This window comes from Bacillus sp. N1(2025) (genome assembly GCF_053470005.1).
Window position 1 is genome coordinate 266854 of record NZ_JBLTJB010000003.1, and the last position, 26634, is coordinate 293487.

At 47.2% G+C, this 26634-nt stretch carries 26 protein-coding genes and 1 pseudogene; 21 read left to right on the plus strand and 6 right to left on the minus strand.

The genetic code is table 11. The features are described 5' to 3' along the window. Nucleotides 1-11: 11 nt before the first annotated feature. The 4 genes from sufD to sufB are packed head-to-tail and all read left to right on the plus strand — an operon-like array spanning nucleotide 12 to nucleotide 4395. Complete coding sequence (gene sufD / locus ACNFN4_RS09135; protein ID WP_003151874.1) at nucleotides 12-1325, plus strand: Fe-S cluster assembly protein SufD; 1314 nt, start codon at nucleotides 12-14, stop codon at nucleotides 1323-1325. Continuing rightward, a complete protein-coding gene (gene sufS, locus ACNFN4_RS09140; protein WP_014418823.1) occupies nucleotides 1325-2545 on the plus strand; it encodes a cysteine desulfurase SufS in 1221 nt (406 codons plus the stop codon). The genes sufD and sufS overlap by 1 nt, the downstream gene beginning before the upstream one ends. Beyond that, entirely contained in the window at nucleotides 2535-2978 is a 444-nt protein-coding gene (gene sufU, locus ACNFN4_RS09145) for a Fe-S cluster assembly sulfur transfer protein SufU (protein ID WP_003151877.1), read from the plus strand. The genes sufS and sufU overlap by 11 nt, the downstream gene beginning before the upstream one ends. 19 nt (nucleotides 2979-2997) lie before the next feature. Beyond that, nucleotides 2998-4395, plus strand: coding sequence for a Fe-S cluster assembly protein SufB (sufB, locus tag ACNFN4_RS09150; protein ID WP_007410090.1), 1398 nt, complete (start codon nucleotides 2998-3000; stop codon nucleotides 4393-4395). Nucleotides 4396-4430: 35 nt separating this feature from the next. Here the strand turns inward: sufB and csn are convergent, their stop codons facing one another. Together csn and ACNFN4_RS09160 are read right to left on the minus strand one after the other, a co-directional pair. Next, nucleotides 4431-5267 (minus strand): chitosanase, encoded by an 837-nt coding sequence (gene csn, locus ACNFN4_RS09155; protein WP_448200123.1) that lies wholly within the window; start codon nucleotides 5265-5267, stop codon nucleotides 4431-4433. 136 nt (nucleotides 5268-5403) lie between these two features. Continuing rightward, nucleotides 5404-5865 carry a DUF2691 family protein gene (locus tag ACNFN4_RS09160; RefSeq protein ID WP_448200124.1) on the minus strand — a complete coding sequence of 154 codons (462 nt, stop codon included), beginning with the start codon at nucleotides 5863-5865 and terminating at the stop codon, nucleotides 5404-5406. A gap of 156 nt (nucleotides 5866-6021) precedes the next feature. Between ACNFN4_RS09160 and ACNFN4_RS09165 the strand changes: the two genes are divergently transcribed. The 3 genes from ACNFN4_RS09165 (at nucleotide 6022) to ACNFN4_RS09175 (ending at nucleotide 8233) form a co-directional block, all read left to right on the plus strand. Next, entirely contained in the window at nucleotides 6022-6639 is a 618-nt protein-coding gene (locus ACNFN4_RS09165; protein WP_448200125.1) for a class I SAM-dependent methyltransferase, read from the plus strand. Nucleotides 6640-6676: 37 nt separating this feature from the next. Continuing rightward, complete coding sequence (locus ACNFN4_RS09170) at nucleotides 6677-7792, plus strand: NAD(P)/FAD-dependent oxidoreductase (protein ID WP_017418968.1); 1116 nt, start codon at nucleotides 6677-6679, stop codon at nucleotides 7790-7792. 66 nt (nucleotides 7793-7858) lie between these two features. Continuing rightward, entirely contained in the window at nucleotides 7859-8233 is a 375-nt protein-coding gene (locus ACNFN4_RS09175; protein ID WP_007410094.1) for a nucleotide excision repair endonuclease, read from the plus strand. Between the two features lie 38 nt (nucleotides 8234-8271). Here the strand turns inward: ACNFN4_RS09175 and ACNFN4_RS09180 are convergent, their stop codons facing one another. Next, nucleotides 8272-8544, minus strand: a complete 273-nt coding sequence (locus ACNFN4_RS09180) for a DUF1648 domain-containing protein (RefSeq protein ID WP_007410095.1) — start codon at nucleotides 8542-8544, stop codon at nucleotides 8272-8274. A gap of 126 nt (nucleotides 8545-8670) precedes the next feature. Here ACNFN4_RS09180 and ACNFN4_RS09185 point away from each other — a divergent pair, with 126 nt between their 5' ends. The 3 genes and pseudogenes from ACNFN4_RS09185 to ACNFN4_RS09195 all read left to right on the plus strand — a co-directional run bounded on the left by ACNFN4_RS09185 (nucleotide 8671) and on the right by ACNFN4_RS09195 (nucleotide 10725). Next, complete coding sequence (locus ACNFN4_RS09185) at nucleotides 8671-9201, plus strand: SdpA family antimicrobial peptide system protein (RefSeq protein ID WP_017418969.1); 531 nt, start codon at nucleotides 8671-8673, stop codon at nucleotides 9199-9201. 32 nt (nucleotides 9202-9233) lie between these two features. After that, nucleotides 9234-10050: pseudogene (locus ACNFN4_RS09190) on the plus strand (sporulation-delaying protein SdpB family protein); the annotation flags it as partial. An 84-nt stretch (nucleotides 10051-10134) separates the two neighbouring features. After that, nucleotides 10135-10725, plus strand: coding sequence for a sporulation delaying protein family toxin (locus ACNFN4_RS09195; protein WP_017418971.1), 591 nt, complete (start codon nucleotides 10135-10137; stop codon nucleotides 10723-10725). Between the two features lie 33 nt (nucleotides 10726-10758). Here the strand turns inward: ACNFN4_RS09195 and ACNFN4_RS09200 are convergent, their stop codons facing one another. Continuing rightward, the gene (locus tag ACNFN4_RS09200; RefSeq protein WP_017418972.1) at nucleotides 10759-11685 is read right to left on the minus strand and encodes a MerR family transcriptional regulator; all 927 of its coding nucleotides are present in this window, start codon (nucleotides 11683-11685) and stop codon (nucleotides 10759-10761) included. A 196-nt stretch (nucleotides 11686-11881) separates the two neighbouring features. Between ACNFN4_RS09200 and ACNFN4_RS09205 the strand changes: the two genes are divergently transcribed. The 5 genes from ACNFN4_RS09205 (at nucleotide 11882) to ACNFN4_RS09225 (ending at nucleotide 16878) form a co-directional block, all read left to right on the plus strand. Next, complete coding sequence (locus ACNFN4_RS09205; protein ID WP_104678952.1) at nucleotides 11882-12868, plus strand: SIS domain-containing protein; 987 nt, start codon at nucleotides 11882-11884, stop codon at nucleotides 12866-12868. Between the two features lie 73 nt (nucleotides 12869-12941). Next, on the plus strand, nucleotides 12942-14207 hold the full coding sequence (locus ACNFN4_RS09210) for an ABC transporter substrate-binding protein (RefSeq protein WP_025650319.1): 1266 nt from the start codon (nucleotides 12942-12944) through the stop codon (nucleotides 14205-14207). 24 nt (nucleotides 14208-14231) lie between these two features. Continuing rightward, nucleotides 14232-15122 carry a carbohydrate ABC transporter permease gene (locus tag ACNFN4_RS09215; RefSeq protein ID WP_448200126.1) on the plus strand — a complete coding sequence of 297 codons (891 nt, stop codon included), beginning with the start codon at nucleotides 14232-14234 and terminating at the stop codon, nucleotides 15120-15122. Between the two features lie 3 nt (nucleotides 15123-15125). After that, complete coding sequence (locus ACNFN4_RS09220; protein WP_376700529.1) at nucleotides 15126-16010, plus strand: carbohydrate ABC transporter permease; 885 nt, start codon at nucleotides 15126-15128, stop codon at nucleotides 16008-16010. A gap of 13 nt (nucleotides 16011-16023) precedes the next feature. Continuing rightward, nucleotides 16024-16878 carry a PfkB family carbohydrate kinase gene (locus ACNFN4_RS09225; RefSeq protein WP_007613586.1) on the plus strand — a complete coding sequence of 285 codons (855 nt, stop codon included), beginning with the start codon at nucleotides 16024-16026 and terminating at the stop codon, nucleotides 16876-16878. 24 nt (nucleotides 16879-16902) lie between these two features. Here the strand turns inward: ACNFN4_RS09225 and ACNFN4_RS09230 are convergent, their stop codons facing one another. Further along, on the minus strand, nucleotides 16903-17631 hold the full coding sequence (locus ACNFN4_RS09230) for a GntR family transcriptional regulator (protein ID WP_014418812.1): 729 nt from the start codon (nucleotides 17629-17631) through the stop codon (nucleotides 16903-16905). Between the two features lie 155 nt (nucleotides 17632-17786). Here ACNFN4_RS09230 and ACNFN4_RS09235 point away from each other — a divergent pair, with 155 nt between their 5' ends. After that, nucleotides 17787-18893, plus strand: a complete 1107-nt coding sequence (locus tag ACNFN4_RS09235) for an ABC transporter ATP-binding protein (RefSeq protein WP_094296269.1) — start codon at nucleotides 17787-17789, stop codon at nucleotides 18891-18893. A 49-nt stretch (nucleotides 18894-18942) separates the two neighbouring features. Here the strand turns inward: ACNFN4_RS09235 and ACNFN4_RS09240 are convergent, their stop codons facing one another. Next, nucleotides 18943-19812, minus strand: a complete 870-nt coding sequence (locus tag ACNFN4_RS09240) for an endonuclease I family protein (RefSeq protein WP_015240523.1) — start codon at nucleotides 19810-19812, stop codon at nucleotides 18943-18945. Nucleotides 19813-20011: 199 nt separating this feature from the next. On the opposite strand from ACNFN4_RS09240, the gene allC reads away from it, so the two are divergent. From allC to ACNFN4_RS09265, 5 genes are all read left to right on the plus strand, one after another. Further along, nucleotides 20012-21253: an allantoate deiminase gene (gene allC / locus ACNFN4_RS09245; protein WP_202729285.1), complete on the plus strand. Its 1242-nt coding sequence runs from the start codon at nucleotides 20012-20014 to the stop codon at nucleotides 21251-21253. 60 nt (nucleotides 21254-21313) lie between these two features. Beyond that, a complete protein-coding gene (locus tag ACNFN4_RS09250) occupies nucleotides 21314-22525 on the plus strand; it encodes a pyridoxal-phosphate-dependent aminotransferase family protein (protein WP_237731248.1) in 1212 nt (403 codons plus the stop codon). A gap of 121 nt (nucleotides 22526-22646) precedes the next feature. Further along, entirely contained in the window at nucleotides 22647-23843 is a 1197-nt protein-coding gene (locus ACNFN4_RS09255; RefSeq protein ID WP_072177417.1) for an MFS transporter, read from the plus strand. Nucleotides 23844-23900: 57 nt separating this feature from the next. Beyond that, nucleotides 23901-25034, plus strand: coding sequence for a hypothetical protein (locus ACNFN4_RS09260; protein WP_265987980.1), 1134 nt, complete (start codon nucleotides 23901-23903; stop codon nucleotides 25032-25034). Between the two features lie 439 nt (nucleotides 25035-25473). Then, complete coding sequence (locus ACNFN4_RS09265) at nucleotides 25474-26601, plus strand: Rap family tetratricopeptide repeat protein (RefSeq protein ID WP_014418805.1); 1128 nt, start codon at nucleotides 25474-25476, stop codon at nucleotides 26599-26601. Nucleotides 26602-26634: the final 33 nt, after the last annotated feature.

Below are 26634 nucleotides of genomic sequence, written 5' to 3' on the forward strand. Positions count from 1 at the left end.
GGGGGATAATCATGACATTGGAAACGAAACTATCCGTAGATCAGGAATATGTCAAAGGCTTTTCCGAAAAGCATCAAGAACCTGCCTGGCTGAAAAACCTGCGCTTACAGGCTCTTGAAAAAGCTGAAGATCTGCCGCTGCCTAAGCCTGATAAAACAAAAATCACAAATTGGAACTTTACAAAGTTCAACAAGCATACAGTAGAAAATGCGCCGCTTGCTTCTTTAGAAGATTTAGCTGATGAAGCAAAAGCGCTGATCGATATCGAAAACGAAGACAAAACGTTATACGTGCAGCGTGACCAAACGCCCGCTTTTCTTTCTCTTTCTAAAGAACTGAAAGACAAAGGCGTCATCTTTACGGACATCTTAACGGCTGCCCGTGAGCACAGCGACCTTGTTGAGAAGTATTTCATGAAAGACGGCGTTAAGGTCGACGAACATAAACTGACTGCGCTTCATGCAGCATTAATGAACGGCGGGGCATTCCTTTATGTTCCTAAAAACGTTCAGGTGGAGACGCCTGTTCAGGCCGTTTACGTTCATGAAAGCAATGACACGGCATTGTTCAACCACGTGCTGATTGTCGCTGAAGATCACAGCTCCGTCACTTACGTTGAGAACTACATCAGCACGGTGAATCCGAAAGAAGCTGTATTCAACATTATCAGTGAAGTGGTCACAGGCGATAATGCCAGCGTGACGTACGGCGCCGTTGACAACCTGTCAGCAGGCGTCACAACATACGTCAACCGCCGCGGAGCCGCGCGCGGACGCGACAGCAAAATCGAGTGGGCGCTCGGACTGATGAACGACGGCGACACGATTTCTGAAAACACGACAAACCTCTACGGTGACGGCACATACGGCGATACGAAAACCGTAGTTGTCGGAAGAGGAGAACAGACGGAAAACTTTACGACGCAGATCATCCACTTCGGTAAGGCTTCTGAAGGCTATATCCTGAAGCACGGAGTCATGAAAGATGCCGCATCTTCCATCTTTAACGGAATCGGCAAAATCGAGCACGGCGCGTCTAAAGCAAACGCTGAACAGGAATCCCGCGTTCTGATGCTGAGTGAAAAAGCACGCGGAGATGCAAACCCGATTCTTTTAATTGATGAAGACGATGTAACTGCAGGACATGCGGCATCTGTCGGCCGTGTGGACCCGATCCAGCTTTACTACTTAATGAGCCGCGGAATTCCGAAAGAAGAAGCGGAGCGCTTAGTCATTTACGGATTCCTTGCTCCGGTGGTAAAAGAGCTTCCGATTGAAGGAGTTAAGAAACAGCTCGTCTCCGTCATCGAAAGGAAAGTAAAATAATGAATATCACCGATATTCGTGAACAGTTCCCGATCCTTCATCAGCAAGTGAACGGACATGACCTCGTGTACCTTGACAGCGCGGCGACTTCCCAGAAGCCGCGTGCTGTCATTGAAGCAGTGGATCAGTATTACAACAAATACAACTCCAATGTCCACAGAGGCGTTCATACTCTTGGCACGAGAGCGACAGACGGCTATGAAGGTGCGCGTGAAAAAGTCCGTAAGTTTATCAATGCGAAGTCAATGGCTGAGGTCATTTTCACAAAAGGCACGACAACTTCACTGAATATGGTGGCGCTGAGCTATGCCCGCGCCAGCTTAAAACCCGGTGATGAAGTGGTCATCACCCAAATGGAGCATCATGCGAATATCATTCCATGGCAGCAGGCTGTCAAAGCAACCGGCGCGACTTTAAAATATATCCCGATGCAGGAAGACGGCACGCTTTCGTTGGACGACGTCCGGCAGACTGTCACAAGCCATACGAAGATCGTGGCAGTCGCTCATGTGTCAAACGTGCTCGGCACGATCAACCCGATTAAAGAGATCGCCAAAATCGCTCATGACAATGGCGCGGTCATCGTGGTGGACGGGGCGCAAAGCACACCGCACATGAAAATCGACGTTCAGGACTTGGATTGCGACTTCTTCGCGCTTTCTTCCCATAAAATGTGCGGCCCGACGGGAATCGGCGTGCTGTACGGCAAGAAAGAACTGCTTGAGAATATGGAGCCGGCCGAATTTGGCGGCGAGATGATCGACTTTGTAGGGCTTTATGAATCAACTTGGAAAGAGCTTCCGTGGAAATTTGAAGCAGGCACGCCGATCATTGCAGGCGCGATCGGATTGGGAGCCGCGATTGATTTTCTTGAAGAGATCGGACTCGACGAGATTTCCCGGCATGAGCATAAGCTTGCAGCCTATGCGCTTGACCGTTTCGAGCAGCTAGACGGCGTGACGGTATACGGTCCGAAAGAGCGGGCGGGACTTGTGACATTTAATCTTGATGAGGTTCACCCTCATGATGTCGCGACTGTCCTCGATGCTGAGGGCATTGCGGTCAGAGCCGGCCATCATTGCGCCCAGCCGCTCATGAAATGGCTGGATGTATCTGCTACTGCGAGAGCGAGTTTTTATCTGTATAATACAGAGGAAGAGATCGATAAGCTCGCGGAAGCCCTCCAAAAGACAAAGGAGTACTTTACAAATGTCTTTTAATGCAAATTTAGATACATTATACAGACAAGTGATCATGGATCATTACAAAAATCCGCGCAACAAAGGGGTTTTGGATGACAGCATCGTCGTCGATATGAACAACCCGACTTGCGGCGACCGGATCAGACTGACAATGAAGCTTGACGGCGATACCGTTCAGGAAGCGAAGTTTGAAGGAGAAGGCTGCTCCATCTCCATGGCTTCAGCTTCCATGATGACGCAGGCGATTAAAGGAAAAGATATTGATACCGCCCTTTCCATGTCTAAGATTTTCTCAGACATGATGCAAGGGAAAGAGTATGACGACTCAATAGATCTCGGGGATATTGAAGCCCTTCAAGGCGTTTCGAAATTCCCGGCCCGGATTAAATGTGCCACCCTTTCATGGAAAGCACTTGAAAAAGGAGTCGCTGGCGAAAAAGGCGGCAATTAAAAGATTGGAGTGAAAATGGATGGCTAAAAAAATGCCTGAAATTGGTGAATACAAGTACGGTTTTCACGATAAGGACGTTTCCATTTTCCGTTCAGAGCGCGGATTGACAAAAGAAATCGTAGAAGAAATTTCACGCATGAAAGAAGAGCCTCAATGGATGCTTGATTTCCGCCTGAAATCTCTTGAGCATTTCTACAACATGCCGATGCCGCAGTGGGGCGGGGATTTAAACTCTTTAAACTTTGACGAAATTACGTATTACGTAAAGCCGTCTGAGCGTTCAGAGCGTTCTTGGGATGAAGTGCCTGAGGAAATTAAACAGACATTCGACAAACTCGGTATTCCTGAAGCTGAGCAAAAATACCTTGCCGGTGTTTCTGCACAGTACGAATCCGAAGTTGTGTACCACAATATGAAAGAAGATCTTGAAGAGCAAGGCATCGTCTTCAAAGACACAGACAGCGCGCTGAAAGAAAATGAAGACATTTTCCGCGAGCACTGGGCGAAAGTTATCCCGCCGACTGATAACAAGTTTGCGGCGCTGAACTCAGCTGTTTGGTCCGGCGGATCTTTCATCTACGTGCCTAAAGGCGTGAAGGTTGAAACACCGCTTCAAGCTTACTTCCGCATCAACTCCGAAAACATGGGTCAGTTCGAACGTACGCTGATCATCGTTGACGAAGAAGCAAGCGTTCATTACGTAGAGGGCTGTACGGCTCCTGTGTACACAACAAACTCGCTTCACAGCGCGGTTGTTGAAATCATCGTCAAAAAAGGCGGCTACTGCCGTTATACAACAATTCAAAACTGGGCGAACAACGTTTACAACCTAGTAACGAAACGTACGGTTTGTGAAGAAAACGCGACGATGGAATGGGTTGACGGAAACATCGGTTCTAAATTGACGATGAAATATCCGGCTGTCATTCTGAAAGGTGAAGGCGCGCGCGGCATGACGCTTTCTATCGCTCTTGCGGGCAAAGGACAGCATCAGGACGCGGGTGCGAAAATGATTCACCTTGCACCGAATACGTCATCCACAATCGTATCAAAATCGATTTCCAAACAGGGCGGAAAAGTAACATACCGCGGTATCGTCCACTTCGGACGAAAAGCGGACGGCGCCCGTTCAAACATCGAGTGTGATACGCTCATTATGGATAACAAATCAACTTCTGATACAATCCCTTACAATGAAATCCTGAACGACAACATTTCATTGGAGCACGAAGCGAAAGTATCAAAAGTTTCTGAAGAACAGCTTTTCTACTTGATGAGCCGCGGTATTTCTGAAGAAGAAGCAACAGAAATGATCGTTATGGGCTTCATCGAGCCGTTCACAAAAGAACTTCCGATGGAATACGCAGTTGAAATGAACCGTTTGATTAAATTCGAAATGGAAGGTTCCATCGGTTAATAGTAAAACCCCGCCATATGGCGGGGTTTTTTTGTTTATTGAATAGTGAAATTACCGTATTCGCTTGACCGGACATGAATCGGCCCGTTTAAATTGTAGTTCTTCTCTTTGACAATATCTCGGAAAACGTCGACACGGGCAACCGATTCTCTCCATTCATCCTGAGTGTCCTCATCCGACGGATTCATCAGATCGTCATAGCGCACATCCAAGAATTTATTGAGCCATTTCTTTTCATCAGTTCCGTCTTTCGGTGACCCGCCCATTTTTTTGTTCGTGCGTTTAATCAGGGCATAAAAGGAGTCCGGATCATCGCCGTCGCCATGCTGAATCACCGTATCGTACATCACTGCTTTTGCCAAGGCCGTTTTCAGTCCGGCATTTTCTGAACGTTTCATCGCCGGCTGATAATACAAGCTGTCATTTACCTTATCTTGGGCAGCGCGGAAGGCTTTATCATTGCCAAGTGAGCGCCAGGCAGAAGCGAATCCTTTCAGATTGCTGATGTCATCGCTTTCGTCCTTCGCAAGACGTCGCAATTCAGGCAAATACTTTTTCAATTTGTTATTCGGCACCGCTTTCGTGTATACTTCGACTACTTCCAGCGCATCTCCGGTAGCCGTCGTAAAGCCGGCCCGCCCGCAAGTGTAACCTCTTCCGTCATCCAACGCTTCAACATATCCGTATTGGATTTCCGTCTTTCCGTTTTCAAAGATGCTGGTCAGCTGTTCCGCCCGGCGCTTCTGATCCTTATTCAGCCCGGCCGCAAAAACCGTACCGCTCATCATCAGGGTAAAAAATATGGTGAAAATAAGAGATGAAACCGCCGTCTTCTTCCAAAAACCTGCTTTTTTCCTCAAGCTGATTTTCATTGCCATACCCCTTTCATATGTAAGTTACGCACTCAGTATACATGAGGGGGTTGTTTTTTTGTTGAAAACACACGAATTTGTCAATATTTTGAATCCTAAGCCCTATCCGGCGCTTCATAAAAAGAACGCAGCTTCATCAGACAGACAATCCCGTTCTCGCGTCATTCTCATCTGTAACATAGTCAACGCGGTGAAACCCGCATTGTACAGCCTGCTGAAAAAGGGCTTCGAGCATGTCCGGATCTTTGCAATATAACGTTACATACGAGCAATCTGCAATGAGAAGCACAAGTTCACAGGAACTCTCCAAATATTCCTCATACGTATTGATTTCCGTTACCATCCCGCCCGGGAAAGCTTTCAATTCAGCAAAAATCATATAATAAGGGTTTCCTTCCAGATGCTGACGGAGTTCTTGACCCTGAATGATGCGCTGATTTTGCGGAAACAGGTCTGTATCGGTGTCTTCTTTGAACTCAATATACGCCTCTCCATCACCGATAAACCACGTATAGGAAGAGATCGGGAACGGTTGTAATATATCTGCCGCAAACCGTCCGAATTGATTTGGGATGTTAAATGTAATGCCGCGTTTCATATGGTCGTATCTCCTTTCGGTTTTTGAATATTATGGTATAATATTTGGATAAATATTGAAAGGACTTGACGGTATGACAACACGATACGGCATTGATACGCCTTATGGAACTTTTGGGTTTATCTTTCTTGCGCTCCTTTATGCCGCAGGCACGTTATGCGGCATGATTCCTCTTTTCTGGGATTGCTGACGGGTGCCTTGTTTTTAGTGCTCGGTCTTTGGATGCTCTTGTATTCAACGGCCATTAAACTTTCACACCGCCACCGCATTCTTGCGCTTTCCGGTTTAAAGCCGGACATGAAGGTGCTTGATATTGGGACGGGACGGGGGCTGCTAGCCATCGCCGCGGCTCAAAAAGGCGCTGACGTCTCAGCGATTGACAAATGGTCAGGCTGGGATCTGGGCGGAAACGGGAGAGACGCATTCGAAAAGAACAGACGGGCAGAAGGAGCGCCGGAAATTGATTTGTATGACGGACTCGCGCAAGACATGCCGTTTCCTGATAAAACGTTTGACCTTGTCATTTCGCATTTTGTCGTACACAACATTTCAGGCAGAAAAGAGAGGGAACGGGCGATTGCAGAAATGGTGAGGGTGCTGAAGCCTGGCGGCACATTGGCCGTGTCAGATATAAAAAATACATCACAATACAGAGAGATTCTTGAGGAAAACGGCTTTCAGACAAGAACGTATTCCTTTTATTATACGTTTCCGTTTTCGAAACTCATCATTGCTGTCAGGACTCCGGTAGGAACCGGGCGCTCTATTTGTTAAAATAAATAAGACAAAACAGATAGAAAAGGTGTTACACATGAAGTCTTATATGATTATCGGGGCCGGCATTCTCGGTGCGTCCGCGGCTTATCATCTCGCAAAGGCCGGGGCGGATGTAACGGTCATTGACCGGAAACACCCGGGGCAAGCGACTGACGCCGCGGCGGGGATCGTTTGCCCGTGGCTGTCGCAGCGGCGCAATCAGGCATGGTATGCGATCGCAAAAGGCGGCGCCCGTTATTATGAACGATTGATACAGCAGCTTGAAGCGGACGGAGAAACAGAAACCGGTTATCAAAAGGTCGGTGCCGTCAGCCTCCATACGGATGAAAAAAAGCTCAGCCAAATGGAGGAAAGAGCTTATAAAAGAAGAGAGGATGCCCCTGAAATCGGTGACATTACAAGACTGACTCCGGAAGAAACGAAGGCGCTGTTCCCCGCGCTGTCGGAGGAATACGGGGCAGTTCATGTCAGCGGCGCGGCCCGGGTGAACGGGAGGGCGCTTCGTAAGGCGCTGTTAAATGCGGCCGTTAAGTACGGAGCGGCTGTTTACAATGAAGAAGCGTCAATATTGACAGAGGACGGTGCCGTCATCGGTGTGAAAACCGCAGAACGCACGCTTACTGCCGACCAGGTTCTCGTAACGGCCGGCGCTTGGGCGAGAGAGCTGCTTGAGCCGCTCGGCATCCGTTTTTCAGTATCATACCAAAAGGCGCAGATCGTTCATTTAGAGCTTCAGGGAGAGGAGACGGGCGGCTGGCCCGTCGTCATGCCCCCAAACGATCAATACATTCTCGCCTTTGACAGCGGCAGAATCATAGCGGGTGCGACTCATGAAAACGATACCGGCATGGATTTGCGGGTGACGGCCGGCGGCCTCCGCGAGATTTTTGACAAAGCATTAACCGTGGCGCCAGGCCTTTCAGACAGTACTGTAATAGAGACAAGAGTCGGTTTCAGGCCGTTTACTCCCGGCTTTCTTCCTGTCATCGGCAAAGTGCCGAATATCAGCGGACTCCTCGTTGCCAACGGGCTGGGCGCCTCAGGACTGACGAGCGGGCCGTATCTGGGGGCTGAACTGGCGAAACTCGCGCTCGGTCAGCAGACGGAAATTGATTTAAGCCTTTATGATCCGGCCGGGGCGCTTGAATAAAAAATAGCTTTTGGTGCATTCTTATGATAGGATGGAGCTTTAATGAATAAGAGGACGTGACCCATTTTGATAAAAATAAACCTTCCTGCTCCTGATGTAACCATTACGGAACGGCAGCAGTCACCGTCGGAGAATGAACCGGCGATTAAAGCGATTTACGGTTTCATTGATTTTCACCAAATTCCGAGAGACAAAGGCGGCATCTTTATGTTTTATAACATTCATGATGAGCTGCTGTTTGTCGGGAAAGCCCGTAAATTAAGACAAAGGATCAAAAAGCATTTTGAAGACAATGTGTCGCCTGTTAAACATCACAGGGACGAAGTGTATAAAATTGAAGTATGTGTCGTAAATGATCCGATGGAAAGAGAGATTTACGAAACGTACGCGATCAATACCCTTCAGTCGAAATACAACATTGAGAAAGTATTTTATAAATAAGAAAAACCGGAGCTTAAGGGCTCCGGTTTTCTTTATGTTTACAGTGCCAGCCACATCACGGCAATATGCACGATCAGCAGACAGTAAACGACGAGGAATAGCTGGACGACCTTTTTTCTGAATAACATGCAGATCATCATGAGCACAGGAAAAATCAGGACGCCGGCCGTTTTATTGATTGATGTATTCGGACGGTTTGACACGTCATAGTGAATGGCCATATCAGCAGGAAGAAACGGATAAAACACAATCGACAGAATAAAGGCGAGAACCACAGCTCCCCACAGCACTTTATCATTCATCAAAAACATATGAACACTCCCTTTTTTTACATATAATAGTATATTAGTTCGAAAAAAACTAATTTATCAATATTTTACCTGTTGATTGGTGTATAATCATGTCAATGAAATTTCCATACGCTAGGAGGGTTTCAATTGACTGACAAGAAGCAAACCAGCATGTTTTCATTCTTTCTTTTTATCATGGCCGCCTGGATCATCGTTTTGTTTTTTACCGTCATCGCGGCACTGCCAAGCTCTGCCATCCAATTAACCAAGCATCAATCCAAAACCGTTTCCATGATTTATCCGCAAAGCTGGGGATTTTTCAGTAAAGATCCGAGAGAAGACAGCTTGAACATCTATCTTCTTGATGCCGATGAGGAGCTCAGATGGCCGAATAATTCTCTGAAAAATGTGATCGGCTTAAACCGCTACGGGCGGACGCAAGGGATAGAGCTCGGCCTTATGCTGGAAAAGCTGCCTTCCAAAGAGAAGTGGAATGACTTTTCGGCTGGCCAAGACTTTAAGGATACCACATTTTTGAAAATGAAAAATGAGTCCCCCTCCCCAAGGCTGAAAGGGAAAATGATCATTACATATGAACGCATTACCCCGTGGGCATGGAGCCAGCATACCGAAACGAAAAGAACCATCAAAAAATACATCGGAGTGGATGTCAATTGATTCAGGATGCAAAAAAGCAGCTCACCTTATGGATGATGAAGAATCCGCCTTGGACAAATGTGTACGGGCTTGCCAGAAGCTTAATCGCGCTCGGCACGCTGCTGACATTGCTGTTCAATCCGGCATCTGTCTTCTTCAAAACGCAAAATCAAATGCTCAGCTTTTCCGACACGTTCAGCCTGTTTCTGCTGTTTCCCGATTTCCGTTACATTGAGATCGTCAAAGCCGTTTGTATCTGTATGTTAATCCTTGTCGTCATTGGCTGGCGGCCGCGAATCACCGGTTTTTTTCACTGGTGGATTTCGTACAGCTTCCAAAACTCCGCCGTTACCCTTGACGGAGGAGATCAGGTGGCTGCCGTTTTTACACTGCTGCTGCTCCCGCTGACATTAACCGATCCGCGGAAATGGCACTGGTCTCCGTACGAGGCGTCTTTTGAGAAAAGGCCGCTTGAGCCTTATTACCGCTCCTTGTGCTGGGCGACGCTGACAATCATCAGAATACAGGTCGCAATGCTGTATTTTAACTCCGTCATTGCCAAACTGATGGAAGAAGAGTGGCAGAACGGAACTGCCGTTTATTACTATTTGAACGATCCGATGCTGGGTCTGCCGGATGCGCTTCACGGTCTGTTTGACTTTATCCTGCAGTCCAAGCTTGTCATCATCCCGACTTGGGGCACGCTTATTGTGCAAACCATTATGTTCTGCGCTTTGTTCGCTCCGAAAACATATTGGCGTCTGATATTGTTTATATCCATTTTTATGCACGAAATCTTTGCCGTTATGCTGGGGCTTACCTCGTTTTCCATTACGGTGGCTGGTATTTTGGTCCTGTTTTTGGTGCCGGCAGAGAAAACAGTAGCTTTGAACCATTACAATCCCCTTTTTATCAGATACAATTTTTTCAATAAAAGGAAAAGGAGGAAATTATATGGTTAAAAGCAAGAAGTCCGCAGCTGCCATGATGCTGGTGTTTGTTTTAATGGTTGCATTAGTCGGCCCGCATGCCGCGGCGAAAACTGAGCCATCCGTCTCTTATTCGGGTGAAGACATTTTTTCCGGCATCTTTTTCGGACAAGGTGAGGTCGCAAAGCTCCTTCCTGAAGTATGGGATACCAAGGCTGTCAAAAAGATTGATCAGGATGAATTAAAGCAAGTTTCCGATCAGGTGATCACTGATATTAAAAAGTCATCGCCGGATTATTTTAAAGAGTTGAAAGCGGCGGTCTACAGCGGCGATTATGAGAAAGTGAACAGCGTCATTGATCAAGGTTCGCAGATTATGGCGAAAGTGCTGAAAGAAGAGTTTGACAAAAAGAGCATGGACAAAGGAAAATCAACGGCCATCGGCCAATGCGCAACGGCTGTATGGGTATTTTTAAACGCGGCGGCCGCCATTGAGACGATCGCTCTTGCGGTAGCGGCCATCATTTTGACAGTAGCAAGCGTTGACGAAGATTCCGACTTAGGAAAAGAGCAGCTCATCGCTAATGTCGTTGACCGCATTAACGCGCAGCACTGAGGCTGAAGAAAGAAAACGCTAAGGAAACGAACCTTAGCGTTTTTTTGATTGAAGCATCTCTTTTAAATATGCTTCTGAATCAAAGCCGAGTTCCTCGTCGGCTTCTTTTTTCAGTTCAAGCTGAAGTCGCACGTACGTGTCATATTTCGGGCTGAGCTTTTGAAGAAGATTGCTGAAAGGCGATCCCGCCTTCAGCGCGGGCAGATCAGAAGCGGATTCTCCGACCTTGATCAGGCTTTCTCTGTATTCTTCATCTGTCTGCACTCTTTTCACAAGCTGAATGATGATGTTTTTATGAGTGTCCCAAGTGGCAGGGTCTCTCTCCAAAATCCGCTCGATAAATTGGTCATGCTGGACTTTGTGCTGCTGGAGCTGAGCCGGATCCTCCTTGCCGACCAGCTGCATCATCGGGTGTTCAGCCGGAACTTCTTCCATATCATCCAATACTTTAATAAGCTCCGCCCATATCGCTTTTTTCTCATCTGTATCAATAGAAAAGTCGAGGAACGGTTCAAACAGCGCGGCGATAAATTCTCCGAAATCTCCCGGGAACAGTTTTTTCAGCTGAAGTCCCATATACTTCGGTTCATCTATTTTGACCTCGCCGATATCATGCAAAATTGAATCGACATTTTCCGCATCTTCCACGCGCTTGATCAGCATTTCAGTCAGTTTCCGTTCCTGCTCAAGCTCTTCAATCTGCCGGCTGAGCTTTTGATGCTGCTGGCGCAGTATATCATGCAGACTGCTGCCCTCTAAGAGGAACGCTTTAATATCGCTTACAGACAGTGCCAGCATTCGGAGGGCGGCAATCATTTTCAGCGTATTCACGTTCTGAGCGGAATACTCACGGTATCCGTTATCAGGGTTTTTGCTGACGGTGATTAAACCTTCCTGCTCATAATATTTGATGGCTTTTTTCGTGAGACCCGTCTGTCTGGCGGCTTCTTTTATATTCATTCTGAATCACTCCCTGCTTTTCATTCTAAACGTGTCTCTAAGGGTCAGGTCAAGAGAGGGCGGGAAATAAGGCGGGTTTATTTTATATTTTAGAAATTTCAGAAAATATGATTGACAACGCACCTTTGTTGCGATTAATATAACGTTATATAATGTTATATAACGTTATATAATAAAACACTGAGGAGTGAAGGATTTGAGTCAAACTGCCGCACAAGTGAATCACAAGGTTCAGGCTTTCTTGGATGATCTGAAAGGAAAAACGATTGACCACGTCTTTTTCGTCGCTTGCGGGGGTTCTTCAGCCATTATGTATCCGAGCAAGTACGTGTTTGACAGAGAGGCGAAAGCCATCAGCTCTGATCTCTACAGTTCAAATGAATTTATTCAGCGCAATCCCGTTCAGCTCGGAGAGAACTCTCTCGTGATTTTATGTTCTCATTCAGGCAATACGCCGGAAACGGTGAAAGCCGCCGGTTTCGCCAGAAAAAAAGGCGCGCTTACGATTGCGATGACCTATGAGCCTGATTCGCCGTTAGCGAAAGAAGCCGAATATGTCGCGGTTTATGACTGGGGTGAGAACGCACAGGCGATAAATACGAATTACGGGGTTCTGTATCAAATCGTGTTCGGCGCTTTACACGTGCTGGAAAACCATCCCGCGTTTGAGCAGGCGATCGACGGACTCAATAAACTCCAGACCGTATATAACAAAGCGCTTAAACAAGAAGCGGATCACGCAAAGGCATTCGCGAAAGACCACGAAAAAGAAGATATCATTTACACGATGGCAAGCGGTGCGAACTACGGCGTCGCTTACTCCTACAGCATCTGCATTCTCATGGAAATGCAATGGATTCATTCCCACGCCATTCATGCCGGAGAATATTTTCACGGACCGTTCGAAATCATTGATGAATCCGTTCCATTTATTATCCTGCTCGGCTTAGACGAAACAAGACCCCTTGAAGAGCGGGCGCTTTCCTTCTCAAAAAGATACGGCAAAAAACTGACTGTGCTTGATGCGGCAGCATATGATTTTTCCGGAATTGACGATTCTGTAAAAGGCTATCTGGCTCCTCTCGTATTAAACCGGGTGCTCAGAAGCTATGCGGATGCGCTGGCGGAAGCAAGGAACCATCCGTTAAGCCAGCGGCGTTACATGTGGAAAGTCGAATATTAAGAACGCGCATTATATTTCACCGGACTATAATGACATATAACGTTATAGTCCGGTGACAAAGGAGGAAAAGCATCTGAAAAAGCTCATCTGCCTGTTCGTTCTGTTAGCCGTATGTCTGTCAGCCGCCGCCTGTTCAAGCCAAAGCAGTTCCTCTGACGGAAAAGTGACCTTGAAGTTTTTTCACAGGTGGCCGAAGGAGCCGGAAAAAAGCTATTTTGAAGAAGCGGTCAAAGAATTTGAAGCCGCTCATCCGGATATTCATATCCAAACGGAAGCGGTCTTAAACGATTCTTATAAAGACAAGGTGAAAGTCATGCTCGGAACAACGAGCCCCCCTGATATTTTCTTTTCATGGAGCGACCGGTTTGCTTATAAATTCATCAAAGGAGATAAAGCCCTCGATCTGTCGTCTTACTATCAGCAGGATAAAGATTGGTCCTCACAGCTTGTGCAGTCACAAATCAAACCCTTTACTCATGACGGAAAACAGTACGGTGTTCCGTGGCAAATGGACGCTAAATCATTCTTTTATAATAAGGACATTTTTCATACATTACATTTGAAGCCCCCGGCGACATGGGATGAACTGATCACAGTCTCTGAGAAATTGAAAGAGAACGGATATATTCCGATCAGTTTCGGCACAAAAGCGCCTTGGACGATTTCTCATTATATCGGGACGCTGAACCAGCGTATGGTGGATGAAAAAACGCGGGCGAAGGATTACAGCCCGGAAACCGGGGAGTTTACGGACGAAGGCTATGTCAAAGCGCTTGAAAAGCTTCAGGAACTGCTGCCGTACTTTACAAAGCACGTGAACTCCGTTGATCACGAATACGTGCGCCAGCAGTTTACAAGCGGCAAAGCGGCGATGATTTATGCGGAAACGGCAGAAATTAAGCTCGTCGAACCGGTCAATCTGGGCTTGTTTCCTTTCCCGAAAATCAGCGGCGAAAAGGGATCTCCCCGTGCACTGACCGGATCTCCGGAAGGATTTATGATTTCCTCAAAAACGAAGCACCCGAAAGAAGCCATGGAATTTCTTCAGTTTTTAACCTCGAAAAAAATGGGAGAGAAGCTGATAAAAGACGTCGGTAAATACAGCGCGGTTCAAGGAACGGCGACAGAAAACAATTCCGCCCCGATCCAGCGCGAAGCCGTGCAGGATATCGTCCGCGCCGAATCAATGGTGCCCTGGTTTGATATGGATGTTGACGTTGAAATCGCCGATGTGTATGCGGCAGGCGTTCAGCAGATGCTCGGCGGCACAATGACACCGCGCGAGGTGATGAATTCCGTGCAGAAAGCGGCGCGTCAGGTCAGAGCGTCATCTGAATAGAACAGATTTCTTTGGAGAAAGGAGATGAGGATTTCCTTGGTCAGCCGAAAACGTTTCATTCCGTATCTGTTTCTCGCGCCCGCGCTGATTTTTCTGCTGTTCGTTTACATTCCGATTATTGAGAATGTGTTTTTCAGTCTGTTTGAATGGAGCTCATTTCAACCCGAAAAGACGTTTATCGGTTTGAAAAATTATATTGACCTGTTTCACGATCCCGTGTTTTTTACAGCACTCCGCAACAATGTGCTGTATGCGGTCATATCGCTGATTTGCCAGGTTGGCGGCGGCTTAATTCTGGCGGCCGTGCTGGAAGACAGATTGGTAAGAAAATGGTCGCCGTTTTTCCGCACGGTCTTTTTTCTTCCGGTCGTTATTTCCATGACCGTCATTGCGCTGTTGTTTGATTTTATTTATAACCCGGAAATCGGTCTTTTGAATCAGCTGCTGGAAGCCGTCGGACTTGATGAACTGACCCGGGCGTGGCTGGGCGATGAAAACACCGCTATGCTGTCTGTCATTTTTGTGTCTCAATGGCAGTCTGTCGGTTACATCGCCATGCTGTACATTGTCTCGATTCAGAGCATTCCCGCTGAATTATATGAATCGGCGCAGCTGGACGGAGCCGGAAAAATCCAGCAGTTTTTTCACATTACGGTGCCGCAGACGAAAGAAATGTCGTTTGTTGCCGTGGTGATGACGCTGACCGGCGCATTTACCGTATTTAATGAACCGTATATTCTGACCGGCGGAGGGCCGGGCAATGCTTCAGAAGTGCTGAGCACATTTTTGTATAAGAGCGCTTTTACAAAGGATATGATGGGCTACGCTTCTGCGATCGCGACGGTGGTGCTTTTGCTGACGCTTGCTCTGTCGCTTATTCAGATGAAATTCTTTAAGACCGGAAAGGAGGGGTAGCCGATGCTTCCTGAAAAGACGGACTTGCGTCATGCCCGTCAGGCCGTCAGAACAGGCGGAAAACCGAGAAAATGGTATGTCGGGGAAACGTCTGTGTGGCTGTTTCTCTTTATCTACCTCATTGCCGTTGCTTATCCGCTGTTATGGATGGCGGTCAGCGCCTTTAAAAGCTCGGATGAGATTTTTGAGCACAGCTGGTCGCTGCCCTCTGTCTGGCATCCCGAAAACTTCGTATCCGCATGGAACCAAGGGATTTCCGCTTATTTTATGAACAGCGTCATTGTGACCGTGCTGACTTGTCTCATCACCGTATTTGTGAGCGCCTGGGCGGCATACGGGCTGGCCCGTTTTCAATTTAAAGGAAAAGGGTTTGTGCTGATCATTTGTCTTGGCGGCTTGATGCTGACGCCGCAGGTCAGTCTTGTGCCGCTGTACTCCATTATCCAGTCATTGGGACTGTACAATACGTATTGGGCATTGATTCTTCCGTACGCCGCCTACCGTATTCCGTTTACCGTGATTCTGATCCGTTCCTATTTTTTGTCGATTTCCAAAGAGCTTGAGGAAGCTGCCTATCTGGATGGATGTACAAGTTTCGGAATATTTTTCAGAATATTCTTACCTATGGGCGTGCCGATTCTGGTGACATCAGGCATTTTGACGGCTTACCATACATGGAATGAGTTTATGTTTGCAATTATTTTTATCGATGATGAAAATTTACGGACGATTCCGGCCGGGCTGATGCAGTTCAGAGATGCGCTGCAGACGGATTGGGGCGTGCTGCTGGCCGGGCTGACGATTTCTGCTGCTCCGATCATCGCGTTGTTTTTATTGATGCAGAGATATTTTATCCGCGGCATTGCAGCGGGAAGCGTGAAAGGATAAGGAGGATGAAAAGATGAAACTGATAGCGGCCGGAGATAATGTAGTAGATTATTATCAGGATCAGGAGACGTTTTACCCAGGCGGAAATGCGTTAAACGTAGCCGTGCTTGCCCGGCGCTTAGGCCACGAAACTTCTTATATCGGGATTCTCGGCAGTGATGAAGCGGCGGATCACGTATTGAATGTGCTGAAATTGGAAAAGGTGAATGCCGATCTGATCCGCCGGGCATACGGAGAAAACGGGATGGCGGTCGTCACGCTTGATGAAAGAGGGGACAGGATATTTGCCGGATCAAATAAAGGCGGCGTGCAATCGCGTCTGACGCTCGCTTTTCAGGAGAATGACATCTCATTTATCGCCGGACATGATTTGCTGCATACGAGCGTATACAGCAGGATAGAACGTGACCTTCCGATGCTGAGCGGCCATGTGCCGATTTCCTTTGACTTCTCTGTAAAACGTGACGAAGCCTATTTAGAAGCGGTCTGTCCGTACGTGACGTATGCGTTTTTTTCCGGGAGTGATTTGAGTGAAAGTGAATGTGTGCGGCTTGCCGAAAAAGCCCGCGGTTTCGGAGCGAAAATCGTCTGTCTGACAAGGGGGGAATATGGCGCGGTGTTATCGGATGGTGAACGCGTCTATCATCAGCCGGTGGTAAGAGCTGATATAATAGATACATTGGGCGCGGGTGATTCTTTTATCGCCGGGTTTCTTACCGATTTCTTCGAGCATCAGGATATTCGGCGAGCGCTTACTGCGGCCGCCGGGACGGCTGCCAAAACATGCGGAGGGTTCGGAGCGTTCGGTTACGGGCATCCCTACAGGCCGGGCGGCGGGAAAAGCAGTGAAAAAACGAGAATACGATAAGCATTGTCTCGTTTTTTATACTTGTTACGCATAGGGACTGTTAATGGTAAACGTGACGCGGTCGGTATGCATTACAAACAGCGAGCTGTATATCGGCTGGTCTTTTGACATAAAAGCGGTTTTGTCAATTTCAAAAAGCGCATCCCCGATATCACAAGCCAGATAGCGGCTTTCTTCCTGCTTGGCGTATACGACATTTAACAGCTTCGTATTATGGGTGGGCACCACCTGATAGTGCTGTTTCAAAATGTCATGCATCGACACGCCGCCTTTAATATGCTTGCCGATGTCGGGAAATAAACTGAGCGGATAGTGGGCGATTTCGAATGAGAGCGGCTGGTCGTCGTGAAATAAAATGCGTTTTAATTCAAGAACGGGACTTTCGGAATCGACGCGAAGTTTTTGGGCGATGGATTTAGGCGCTTCAATGATTTCATGAGAAAGGATCTGGTGTTTCGGTTTTTTCCCCGTTGATTCCATAAATTCAGAGTAGCCGTTGACCGCGATGAGCTCCCGCTTCAGTTTAGGGCTTTTAACGAACGTTCCCTTTCCCTGCTGCCGGACGAGCCAGCCTTCTTCCACAAGATCAAGGATGGCCTTCCTGACCGTTATGCGGCTCACGTTGTACGTTTCGCACAGCTCATTTTCAGTCGGCAGTTTTACGGACGGCGAATAAACGCCCTTCTTGATATCGTCCGCGATAATTTGTTTCAGCTGAATATATAAAGGTTTCGAGCTCCCGTTATTTAACAATGGGACGGACCTCCTTTGTCAAGTAGTAGTACTATTATATGTATTATGACGTTATAATACAAATTTGCTTTTCATTTATGAATCTGTCAGAAACCCCGAACATTTTTAACATAACAGAAAGATGTGGCGGTTTCCAGTATTGGAGGAGGTTTCGAATGGCATCATTAACATTTGACCATATCAAAAAAACATACGGCGCCCAATCGGCGGCAGTGAAGGATTTTCACTTAGATGTAAAAGATGAGGAGCTGCTGGTGCTTGTCGGTCCCTCCGGCTGCGGCAAATCTACGACACTCAGAATGATTGCCGGACTGGAGAGCATTTCTGAGGGGAAGCTTTATATCGACGGAGACGCGGTAAACGATCTGCCCCCGAAGGATCGTGATATCGCGATGGTTTTTCAGAATTACGCGCTGTATCCCCACATGACGGTGTTTGACAATATGGCGTTCGGTTTGAAGCTCAGAAAGCTGCCGAAAAAAGAAATCGCAGAGCGAGTCCGGACGGCCGCTGATATTTTGGAAATCGGGCATCTGCTCAAGCGGAAACCGAAGGCTCTCTCAGGCGGGCAGCGGCAGCGGGTTGCGCTCGGCCGGTCGATCGTGCGGGAGCCGAAAGTGTTTCTGATGGACGAGCCGCTTTCCAACTTAGATGCGAAATTGCGAGTGACGATGCGCGCCGAAATCAGCAAGCTCCATCAGCGTTTGAAAGCGACCATCGTTTATGTGACGCATGATCAGACGGAAGCGATGACAATGGGCGACCGGATTGTCGTGATGAATGAAGGAGATATTCAGCAGGCCGCAAGCCCCCATGAGATTTATCATTATCCGGCGAATATGTTTGTGGCGGGTTTTATCGGTTCTCCGAGTATGAATTTTATAAAAGGCCTCATTGAAGAAAGTCACGGGCAATGGTATTTTGCCGGTTCGTCCGTTCGTCTGCCCATTCCGAAAGAAAAAGCGGCCGTTCTTGTGCAGAAAGGATACAGCGGTAAGGAGATGATTGCGGGGCTGCGTCCGGAGCATTTGACGCTTGCCGGACAATCAGAGCACCCGCCTGAAGCGGTGTGCCGCGCTGTGGCGGAAGTATGTGAAAACTTAGGCGCGGAGATGTACGTTCATGCGGTGAGCGGAGGTGACCGCATGACGATCCGTCTTGACGGCGCTTCACAGGTGAAACCCGGCGATGCCATTCTGCTTGCGGTCAATATGAACCGGGCCGTCTTTTTTGATGCCGACACTAAAAACGCCGTATATTGAAAAAGGGAGCCTGATGATCGGGGCTCCCTTATCACTTCTTATGATACGATTACCAGATTTCGTCCGCCCATTCCGGATGGTCGATAAACGGATTGCGGTTATGCTGATAGTCTTCGTAAATGATTTCGTTCCGCCGTTTTTCCTTACTGTCGACGGGGTCTTGTTGATTCCATTTGAGCAAAACGGACAGTTTTCCCATGTAAGGAGCTGAGCCGTTTCCGGTTTTATCATTCAGCTCAAGGTCGGGATACCCGTCTTCTCCTTCATAACGCACCGCCATGTAAAACAGCATGCGGGCGACATCTCCTTTGACCTCATCGTGCGGCTCCCAGGAATCACCGTCGTAATAATTGCCCGGCGCTTTCGGGTATTCTGAGCCGCCGTTATCAAAATCCATGTTTCCTCTGGCACTGTTCACCTGGACGTCTGCAGGGCGCAGATGATGAATGTCCGTCCCGGGGCCGGCAGCTGTTCCGAAGTTTCCGTGTGACTTTGCCCACACGTGTTCGCGGTTCCAGTCCCCGACGCTGCCGCCGTTTTTACTTTTGGCCCGTGATTCCTGGGTGTAGAGCAAGATGACATTGTTCGGATTTGCCGGATCTTCGTCAGTTTCCTTCAATGCATTCCAGACTTGGCTGTAAGACAGCTTTGTATGTCCGCTGATGATGCGGTGCAGGGCGCTCTTTAAGGCCGTTCCGCTTTTTCCGGAAGCTTCTTTGTAATATGTGTCCGTATCCGCAGACGGAGTGATGACAGCTGAGGCAGTTTGCGGAAAAAGAGTTGTGCCGCCGGCAGTTGAAACCGCCATCCGGCTGTACAGATTCGTGTCAGCCGGCGCGCCTGCAGAGGCTGACGGCGCGGCCCATCCAAAAATGAAAAACAGGCAGACAATCGGCAGAAACCAAAGTTTTTTTGTCATGACTTGCCCTCCTTTACCTCTATTATCCAAAAAATAAATCCAATATTCTATCTTTTTTGAAAAATGGTTCCTTCGGCTTATTGGCCAAAGTATCCGGAAAATCATTGATTTTTTGGAAGATATGATAATGAACTCGTTATGCGCTCCTTCTATAATGAAGATCATCTTGTCAGTTTTTCAGTTTAAAAGGAGGGCGTGTATGGAACATCAGCAGCTTTCGGCGGCGAATATCGGGATTTCCGATGACATACAATGGCTGTCTCAATTCGGCGCTTCCGCTTCCGGCGGAGTGACGAGGCTTTTATATACGAAAGAATGGATGGACGCCCAGCTTGCCGTCAAAAAGAAAATGGAGGCGTTCGGGCTGGAAACGGCATTTGACGATGTCGGTAACGTGTTCGGCCGTCTGAGCGGCACAGAATCGCCTGATGAGGTGATTCTGACCGGGTCGCATATTGACACCGTTATTGACGGCGGCAAATATGACGGAGCGTTCGGCGTGCTGGCGGGCATGCTGGCGATCCGGCATTTGCATGAGACGTGCGGGCGTCCGAAAAAAACGCTGGAAGCTGTGTCGCTCTGTGAAGAGGAAGGGAGCCGTTTTCCCATCACCTATTGGGGCTCAGGCAATATCACCGGTGCTTTCTCACTTTCAGATGCGGAAACGCCGAAAGACGCGTCCGGCATTTCTCTGAAAGAAGCCATGCGGCATAACGGCTTCGGTGCAGGCCGTTATCCGGCGCCGCTGCGCACTGATATTAGTGCCTTTCTGGAAATTCATATAGAACAGGGGCAAACGCTTGAACGATCGGGAAAGGATATCGGGATTGTCACCGGGATTGCCGGACAGAGACGCTATACCGTTACGCTTGACGGTGAATGCAACCATGCGGGGACCACTTCAATGAAATGGCGGAAAGATCCGCTCGCGGCGGGAAGCAGCATCATCCATGAACTCATGCTCTCAGCGGAAAGACAGCCGGAAGAGCTCCGCCTGACGTGCGGGAAAATGACGGTTGAGCCGAATATGGCGAATGTCATTCCGGGCCGTATCCAGTTTTCCGTTGATATTCGCCACCGGCAGGAAGACGTGCTGGCAGCCTTCCATCAGAAACTGGTGTCGATTGTTGAAAACATCAGCCGCAGCAAAGGAGTCAGACCCTTTATTGATGAATATATGAGGATAGAGCCGGTTCAAATGGATCAGACCCTGACACGAACCGCAGCAGAGGCTGCAAAAGAGCAGGGGGCGGACCCGGAGAAGATCGTAAGCGGAGCGGGACATGACGCCCAGATGCTCGGCAGAACCTTTCCGGCCTGCATGCTGTTTGTGCCGAGCCGTGGCGGGATCAGCCACTCGCCGCTTGAATTCACACCCGCACATCAGCTTGAAACCGGCGTCCTTACGCTGGCGAATGTATTACATAAACTTGCCTATTAACGTAAAGGGGGAATCGGCGTGCCGACCAGAAAAGAATTGTGCATTCCGCAAAGAACCATTATGACACCGGGACCGACAGAAGCTGAACCGAGAGTGCTGAGGGCGATGGGCGCTCCGATCATCGGCCAGTTTGACCCGGCATTTACCGGCATCATGAACGAAACGATGCAAATGCTCCGTGAATTGTTTCAAACGGAAAACCGCTGGGCCTATCCGATTGACGGCACATCAAGAGCGGGGATTGAGGCTGTTCTCGCAAGTGTGATAGAACCGGGCGACAGCGTGCTCGTTCCGATATACGGACGCTTCGGATACCTGCTGACTGAAATCGCCGAGCGGTACGGAGCGGACGTTCATACGATCGAGCGTGAATGGGGAACGGTCTTCCGGCCTGACGAGATTATCAGCGAGATGAAAAAGATTTCCCCGAAAATCGTCGCTATGGTGCATGGAGAAACATCAACGGGGCGGATTCACCCGCTGAAAGAAATCGGGGAAGCGTGCCGCGCCCAAGACGCACTCTTTATCGTGGATGCCGTGGCCACGATCGGAGGCTGCGCCGTAAAAACGGATGAATGGAAGATTGACGCAGTCATCGGGGGAACGCAAAAATGCCTATCGGTCCCTTCCGGAATGGCGCCGATTACTTATAATGACCGGACGGCAGCTGTCATTGCCGCGCGTAAAAAAATAGAACGGGGCATTGCGACGGCGGCTGACGGCAACATGCTGTCCGGTCACCGTCCGATTACGAGCAACTATTTTGATCTGAGCCAGCTCGAAGATTATTGGAGTGAAAGAAGGCTGAATCACCATACAGAAGCGACAGCAATGCTTTATGCGCTGCGGGAGGGTGTGCGCCTTGTCTTGGAAGAAGGACTTGAAGAACGGTTCCGCAGGCATCGGCGTCATGAAAAAGCGCTTACGGCGGGACTTGCAGCGATGGGCCTTGATTTATTTGGCGATCCGGAGGCGAAGCTGCCTGTCGTCACATGTGTGAAGATTCCGCCGGAAGCAGACGGCGAATCGATCAGAAGGATGCTTTTGTCTCAATTCGGAATTGAAATCGCCAGCTCGTTCGGTCCGCTGCAGGGGAAAATTTGGAGAATCGGAACGATGGGCTACAGCTGCAGAAAGGAAAATGTACTGTTTGTGCTGGCCGGACTTGAAGCGATTCTGATCAGACACGGTGTTGCCGTTAAAGCCGGGGAAGCGCTGCAGGCGGCCCTTGACATATATGATCTGCCGGCTGAAACCGGTGTGCTGTCATGAAACATGAAAACGAGATTGAAATCATCTGGACTTTTTTCCCTTTTGCCCGTTATACTGAATGGTATAAAAAATGACAAATATGGAATGATCATCTGTTTGTCTGGGGAGAAGGTAAGAAATCATGGCGTACATAGGCCGATTGTCAATTTTAATGCTGAATATGTTTATTGCGATGCTTGGAATCGGATTGATTATTCCGATTATGCCCACCTATATTACCGAATTCGGTGCGACGGGGAGCACGATGGGTCTGCTTGTTGCGGCGGCGGGGCTTACACAGCTTTTATTTGCGCCTATTGCCGGGGAAATAACCGACAAATACGGACGGCGGAAACTGATTATTTTCGGCATCGCCGCCTTTGCCGTGTCACAACTGATCTTCGCCTTTGCCGGAAGCCTGTGGCAACTGTTCGCATCCCGGCTTTTAGGCGGAATGGGCGCGGCGTTTTTAATGCCGTCAATGTTCGCTTACATAGCGGATATTACGACCGAAGAAGAACGCGGGAAAGGAATGGGGCTGTTCAGCGCGGCGATGACGCTCGGTGTCGTCATCGGGCCCGGTGTCGGAGGCTATTTGGTTCATTACGGCATGTCTGTGCCGTTCATCGTGTCTGCAAGTCTCGCCTGCTTTTCAAGTGTGCTTTCATTTTTCTTTCTGCCCGAAACGCTGGGACGTGAAAAGCAGCTGGAAGCCCGGGCAAAAACGGAAAAACGTGAGCATCTGTTTAAGCAAATGTCACGCGCGCTCAAGTCGCCGTTCGCGTTTATGCTGATTCTGGTTTTTGTGCTGAACTTCGGAATTATGAACTTTGAATCTGTTTTCGGCCTTTACGTTGACCATAAACACGGATTTAAAGCCTCTGATATTGCCTTTATTATTACGGCTGCGGGTCTCATCGGCGTGTTTGTGCAGGCGGTCGGCGTCAGTTATCTCGTCCGCAAGTTCGGGGAAAAGCGCGTCATTAACGTGACGTTGATCGGGGCTGCTGCAGGACTTGTGTGGTGCCGGTTTGCGGGTTCCTATTGGACTGTTTTTGCTGCGGCAATCTTTTTTCTGACGCTGACATCGCTGCTCCGGCCGGCGGTTAATACGATGCTGTCGAAGCTCGCCGGTGACCAGCAGGGGTTTGCCGGAGGGATGAACACCTCATTCATCAGCTTAGCGAATATCGCCGGACCGTCAGCCGCCGGTTTTCTCTTTGATGTAAATATGGAATTTCCGTATATGCTGGGAGCGGCCATTCTCGCCATCAGTTTTCTGGCCGCGCTTGGCTGGGGCAAAAAGACACAGACCCGGCCGTTCACGCAGCAAGGATAAGAATCAAAAGCCTCCGGGTATCCGGAGGCTTTTTGCTATCTCATAGGGAGGAAAAAAATGAATAGACTTAAAACCCTGTTTATTTTCATTTGCATACTGATCGTCACAACCTCTTGCGGTCTCATCCCAACTGGGAATGAAAAAGAGGAAAAAAGCAGCAATCAAAAGACTGTATTAAAGGATATTGACAATGCGAGTTTTATTGTTGGTTTTTCCAACACTTTAGATAGGGGAAGTGAGATTGGGGTTTACAGTGAAGATGGTACTAAAATGGATAGCTTGGAATTGAAAGGTGGTATAAATTTTACGATGTCTTCACATAACAAAAACGATACGTACTTCTCATCAAATAGAAGCAATAATCACTTGATGATAGACAATAAAACCGGAACAATAAACAAAATAAATGAAAAGAGTTTGTCAAAAACAACTGAGGATGAAGGTGCTTTCTTTATAAGAAGTTCTGACGGTTATATCATCCATGACATTAACGTTGGATATACAGACAAAGGGCTGGAGAGTGAATTGGTATATTGGAAGGAAAACAGCCGAAAAAACAAGAAACAAATAAAGCTTGACGGAGAACTTGGATCAGCAATCGTCGCTAAAAATAAAATTTATGTCATTTCAAGTGATGAAGAAAGTATGTCCATCCTTTCAATTAACCCAGAGACAAATAAGCAAGAGAACAAGGCATCCATACCGAATAAAGGGATATACTTCATGGATGAAAAGGATGCATTCCAAGCTTTAGATGAAAATACATTTGTACTGGCAGTTAATGATAACGTGAATGAGAAAGAGATTTCTAAGCTCATATTAATAGACAAAGAGACGCTAAAGGTGAAAAAAGAAGTCGAGATGGAGAAAGGGTTTCATCCTGCAAAATTGAAAATAGTAAAAGATCAGGTTCTAGCCGTTTCTTTTGATGGGAAGCTGCAGATATTTGATAAAAAAATGGTTAAGAAAAACTCTTTTGATTTTTATGCTGGGGATGATAACAAATTAATGAATGATGTTCAATTCACTGACAGAGAGATGTATGTTTTACTCAAAAACTTTGATATCCAGCGCGATAAGAAGCTTGGAGACATCACGTCTTATGATTTGAAATCAGGCAAAAAGCTAAAAACAATCCCGCTAAAAGCAAAAAAAGAGTGGGAAATTGCACGTTTTGAAATTTTAAAATAAGTTTAGGTGATTAGATCAGCTCCAGTTCATTCTGCATATATTTACTCATCATTACCGGGAGATTCCAGCATGGTTCAGTGTACGCTGTATAGGACAATAAGGATCATTGAAGGGATGGATTGACATGAATAGTATTAGGTACATATTGTATTTTGTGATTTCTTTCGTTTTACAGCTTCTCTGGTTCTTCTTAGTAAAAGAAAATTCTAATGCAACTATACTGGACATGTTGATGATGTCTCTATTATTCACATTATTTATTTTCATCTTAGATAAATTTCTCAAAAAAAAGCAGGCTGCATAAGGCCTTCTTTTTTGTTGTAGACTTAAAACTCAAAACTAAGATTTATGATCAAGACAAATGAAATTTTGCGGTTTTATTGCGGACATACATAATTTTGGAAATGTTAGAATATGATATAAAAGGAGGAGTGGCCTTGTGAGTTCTGTTTTACCATCATCGGAGGTTGGCGTTAAGATTAATGAATGGTACAAAATGATACGTCAGTTCAGTGTTCCGGATGCGGAGATTTTGAAAGCGGAAGTGGAACAAGAAATAAATGAGATGGAAGAAGACGAGTATCTACTGATTTACTACACCCTCATGAAATTCCGCCATCAGCTTATGCTGGATTATTTAGAACCGGTGACTACCCGCGTGAGACCGACAATTGACGAGCTGCTGGAAAAAATTGAAGCATCAAATAAAGGAATTTCCGGCCTGCTGTGCTATTATTCTTTATTTTTCCGCGGCATGTATGAATTTGATCAAAAGCAGTATGTAAAGGCGATCGGCTTTTATAAAGAGGCTGAAAAACAACTCGTTCATGTGCATGATGAAATTGAGAGAGCGGAGTTTCATTTTAAACTGGCTGAAGCATATTACGGTATGAAACAAAGCCACGTCTCCATGCATCACGTAAAGCAAGCGCTCGATATTTACGATCAGTATGAGTTGTATAAGGTCCGGAAAATTCAATGTCTATTTGTCATATCAGGGAATTATTGTGATTTTAAACGTTATGAGAAGAGTCAGCCGCACCTTGAAAAGGCTCTTAAATTATCGAAAGAGTTAGATAATAGTAGGTTGATTAGTTCTGCTCTTTATAATTTGGGTGCAAATTACGCTGATAGGGGAGAACATTCACAGGCTGAAAACTTCTTGAAACAAGCTGTTGAAATTACAGAAAAAGCAAAGCTGAGTAACTTACCTCATTCCTTGTTTTCTTATGCGAAGGTTCTTTTTAAACAAGGGAAAATGGCTGAAGGAATGCAAGCGAGTAAGAAAGGATTATCGGCAGCAGTATCCCAAGGGGATAAGCTTTTTGAGTCACTACAAGGCTATCTCAAAGCTCTTTATGTAGACGCTGTGAATCAGCAAGGGATAAACGATACGATCGAATACCTGGAGAAAAATAAGAATTATTCATATGTTGAAGACATCGCCTGTGAAACTGCTTCGATTTATGCAGATTCAAAGGAATTTGAAACGTCTTATTTTTATCATAAAAAAATGGTAGATACGCAAACACAAATTCAAAGGGGAGAATGCCTGTATGAATTTTAAAAAAAGCATCTTCATTATTTTGGGTCTGTCGTT

Coding starts and splice junctions, on each gene's coding strand:
- sufD (WP_003151874.1), top strand. CDS start 12: ATGACATTGGAAACGAAACTATCCGTAGATCAGGAATATGTCAAAGGC.
- sufS (WP_014418823.1), top strand. CDS start 1,325: ATGAATATCACCGATATTCGTGAACAGTTCCCGATCCTTCATCAGCAA.
- sufU (WP_003151877.1), top strand. CDS start 2,535: ATGTCTTTTAATGCAAATTTAGATACATTATACAGACAAGTGATCATG.
- sufB (WP_007410090.1), top strand. CDS start 2,998: ATGGCTAAAAAAATGCCTGAAATTGGTGAATACAAGTACGGTTTTCAC.
- csn (WP_448200123.1), bottom strand. CDS start 5,267: ATGAAAATCAGCTTGAGGAAAAAAGCAGGTTTTTGGAAGAAGACGGCG.
- ACNFN4_RS09160 (WP_448200124.1), bottom strand. CDS start 5,865: ATGAAACGCGGCATTACATTTAACATCCCAAATCAATTCGGACGGTTT.
- ACNFN4_RS09165 (WP_448200125.1), top strand. CDS start 6,022: ATGCGGCATGATTCCTCTTTTCTGGGATTGCTGACGGGTGCCTTGTTT.
- ACNFN4_RS09170 (WP_017418968.1), top strand. CDS start 6,677: ATGAAGTCTTATATGATTATCGGGGCCGGCATTCTCGGTGCGTCCGCG.
- ACNFN4_RS09180 (WP_007410095.1), bottom strand. CDS start 8,544: ATGTTTTTGATGAATGATAAAGTGCTGTGGGGAGCTGTGGTTCTCGCC.
- ACNFN4_RS09195 (WP_017418971.1), top strand. CDS start 10,135: ATGGTTAAAAGCAAGAAGTCCGCAGCTGCCATGATGCTGGTGTTTGTT.
- ACNFN4_RS09200 (WP_017418972.1), bottom strand. CDS start 11,685: ATGAATATAAAAGAAGCCGCCAGACAGACGGGTCTCACGAAAAAAGCC.
- ACNFN4_RS09215 (WP_448200126.1), top strand. CDS start 14,232: ATGAGGATTTCCTTGGTCAGCCGAAAACGTTTCATTCCGTATCTGTTT.
- ACNFN4_RS09220 (WP_376700529.1), top strand. CDS start 15,126: ATGCTTCCTGAAAAGACGGACTTGCGTCATGCCCGTCAGGCCGTCAGA.
- ACNFN4_RS09225 (WP_007613586.1), top strand. CDS start 16,024: ATGAAACTGATAGCGGCCGGAGATAATGTAGTAGATTATTATCAGGAT.
- ACNFN4_RS09235 (WP_094296269.1), top strand. CDS start 17,787: ATGGCATCATTAACATTTGACCATATCAAAAAAACATACGGCGCCCAA.
- ACNFN4_RS09240 (WP_015240523.1), bottom strand. CDS start 19,812: ATGACAAAAAAACTTTGGTTTCTGCCGATTGTCTGCCTGTTTTTCATT.
- allC (WP_202729285.1), top strand. CDS start 20,012: ATGGAACATCAGCAGCTTTCGGCGGCGAATATCGGGATTTCCGATGAC.
- ACNFN4_RS09250 (WP_237731248.1), top strand. CDS start 21,314: ATGACACCGGGACCGACAGAAGCTGAACCGAGAGTGCTGAGGGCGATG.
- ACNFN4_RS09255 (WP_072177417.1), top strand. CDS start 22,647: ATGGCGTACATAGGCCGATTGTCAATTTTAATGCTGAATATGTTTATT.
- ACNFN4_RS09260 (WP_265987980.1), top strand. CDS start 23,901: ATGAATAGACTTAAAACCCTGTTTATTTTCATTTGCATACTGATCGTC.